The sequence below is a fragment of the Lysinibacillus fusiformis genome (genome assembly GCF_002845985.1).
Taxonomy (GTDB): domain Bacteria; phylum Bacillota; class Bacilli; order Bacillales_A; family Planococcaceae; genus Lysinibacillus; species Lysinibacillus fusiformis_D.
In genome coordinates, this window is record NZ_PDFK01000016.1 from 1 (window position 1) to 2,926 (window position 2,926).

Below are 2,926 nucleotides of genomic sequence, written 5' to 3' on the forward strand. Positions count from 1 at the left end.
GGTTAAGTTATTAAGGGCGCACGGCGAATGCCTTGGCACTAGGAGCCGAAGAAGGACGGCACTAACACCGATATGCTTCGGGGAGCTGTAAGTGAGCTTTGATCCGGAGATTTCCGAATGGGGGAACCCACTACGTTTAATCGCGTAGTATCTTGACGTGAATACATAGCGTCTTGAAGGCAGACCCAGGGAACTGAAACATCTAAGTACCTGGAGGAAGAGAAAGAAAAATCGATTCCCTGAGTAGCGGCGAGCGAAACGGGAAGAGCCCAAACCAAGAGGCTTGCCTCTTGGGGTTGTAGGACACTCAATACGGAGTTACAAAAGAGCGAGTTAGATGAAGCGACTTGGAAAGGTCCGCCAGAGCAGGTAAAAGCCCTGTAGTCGAAAGTTCGTTCTCTCCTGAGTGGATCCTGAGTACGGCGGAACACGTGAAATTCCGTCGGAATCCGGGAGGACCATCTCCCAAGGCTAAATACTACCTAGTGACCGATAGTGAACCAGTACCGTGAGGGAAAGGTGAAAAGCACCCCGGAAGGGGAGTGAAAGAGATCCTGAAACCGTGTGCCTACAAGTAGTTAGAGCCCGTTAATGGGTGATAGCGTGCCTTTTGTAGAATGAACCGGCGAGTTACGATTACGTGCGAGGTTAAGCTTTAGAAGGCGGAGCCGCAGCGAAAGCGAGTCTGAATAGGGCGAAATAGTACGTGGTCGTAGACCCGAAACCAGGTGATCTACCCATGTCCAGGGTGAAGGTAAGGTAACACTTACTGGAGGCCCGAACCCACGCACGTTGAAAAGTGCGGGGATGAGGTGTGGGTAGCGGAGAAATTCCAATCGAACTTGGAGATAGCTGGTTCTCTCCGAAATAGCTTTAGGGCTAGCCTCGTGATGAGAATACTGGAGGTAGAGCACTGTTTGGACTAGGGGGCCATCCCGGTTTACCGAATTCAGACAAACTCCGAATGCCAGATATTTATACACGGGAGTCAGACTGCGAGTGATAAGATCCGTAGTCAAAAGGGAAACAGCCCAGACCACCAGCTAAGGTCCCAAAGTAATCGTTAAGTGGAAAAGGATGTGGCGTTGCACAGACAACCAGGATGTTGGCTTAGAAGCAGCCATCATTTAAAGAGTGCGTAATAGCTCACTGGTCGAGTGACGCTGCGCCGAAAATGTATCGGGGCTAAACGATTCACCGAAGCTGTGGATTGACATCTACGATGTCAGTGGTAGGAGAGCGTTCTAAGTGCGTTGAAGTCAGACCGGAAGGACTGGTGGAGCGCTTAGAAGTGAGAATGCCGGTATGAGTAGCGAAAGACGGGTGAGAATCCCGTCCACCGTATGACTAAGGTTTCCTGAGGAAGGCTCGTCCGCTCAGGGTTAGTCGGGACCTAAGCCGAGGCCGATAGGCGTAGGCGATGGACAACAGGTTGATATTCCTGTACCACCTCCTCACCGTTTGAGAAATGGGGGGACGCAGTAGGATAGGGTAAGCGCGCTGTTGGTTATGCGCGTCCAAGCAGTAAGGCGTGTGTGTAGGCAAATCCGCACACTGTAACGTTGAGCTGTGATGGCGAGTCCGTATGGACGAAGTTCCTGATTTCACACTGCCAAGAAAAGCCTCTATCGAGGTGAGAGGTGCCCGTACCGCAAACCGACACAGGTAGTCGAGGAGAGAATCCTAAGGTGTGCGAGAGAACTCTCGTTAAGGAACTCGGCAAAATGACCCCGTAACTTCGGGAGAAGGGGTGCTCTTGAGCGTGCAAGCGCATGAGAGCCGCAGTGAATAGGCCCAGGCGACTGTTTAGCAAAAACACAGGTCTCTGCAAAACCGTAAGGTGACGTATAGGGGCTGACGCCTGCCCGGTGCTGGAAGGTTAAGAGGAGTGGTTAGCGCAAGCGAAGCTGCGAATTGAAGCCCCAGTAAACGGCGGCCGTAACTATAACGGTCCTAAGGTAGCGAAATTCCTTGTCGGGTAAGTTCCGACCCGCACGAAAGGCGTAACGATCTGGGCACTGTCTCAACGAGAGACTCGGTGAAATTATAGTACCTGTGAAGATGCAGGTTACCCGCGACAGGACGGAAAGACCCCGTGGAGCTTTACTGTAGCCTGATATTGAATTTTGGTACAACTTGTACAGGATAGGTAGGAGCCAGAGATCTCGGAGCGCCAGCTTCGAAGGAGGCGTCGGTGGGATACTACCCTGGTTGTATTGAAATTCTAACCCATGCCCCTTAGCGGGGCAGGAGACAGTGTCAGGCGGACAGTTTGACTGGGGCGGTCGCCTCCTAAAAGGTAACGGAGGCGCCCAAAGGTTCCCTCAGAATGGTTGGAAATCATTCGTAGAGTGTAAAGGCACAAGGGAGCTTGACTGCGAGACCTACAAGTCGAGCAGGGTCGAAAGACGGGCTTAGTGATCCGGTGGTTCCGCATGGAAGGGCCATCGCTCAACGGATAAAAGCTACCCCGGGGATAACAGGCTTATCTCCCCCAAGAGTCCACATCGACGGGGAGGTTTGGCACCTCGATGTCGGCTCATCGCATCCTGGGGCTGTAGTCGGTCCCAAGGGTTGGGCTGTTCGCCCATTAAAGCGGTACGCGAGCTGGGTTCAGAACGTCGTGAGACAGTTCGGTCCCTATCCGTCGTGGGCGTAGGAAATTTGAGAGGAGCTGTCCTTAGTACGAGAGGACCGGGATGGACACACCGCTGGTGTACCAGTTGTCTTGCCAAAGGCATCGCTGGGTAGCTATGTGTGGACGGGATAAGTGCTGAAAGCATCTAAGCATGAAGCCCCCCTCAAGATGAGATTTCCCATTACGCAAGTAAGTAAGATCCCTCAAAGACGATGAGGTAGATAGGTTCGAGGTGGAAGTGTGGTGACACATGGAGCTGACGAATACTAATCGATCGAGGACTTAACC

The 2,926-nt window shown here is 52.5% G+C and carries 1 rRNA gene; it reads left to right on the forward strand.

The annotated features are described in order from the left end of the window. Nucleotides 1–2,926: ribosomal RNA gene (locus tag CRI88_RS22140) — 23S ribosomal RNA — on the forward strand; the annotation flags it as partial.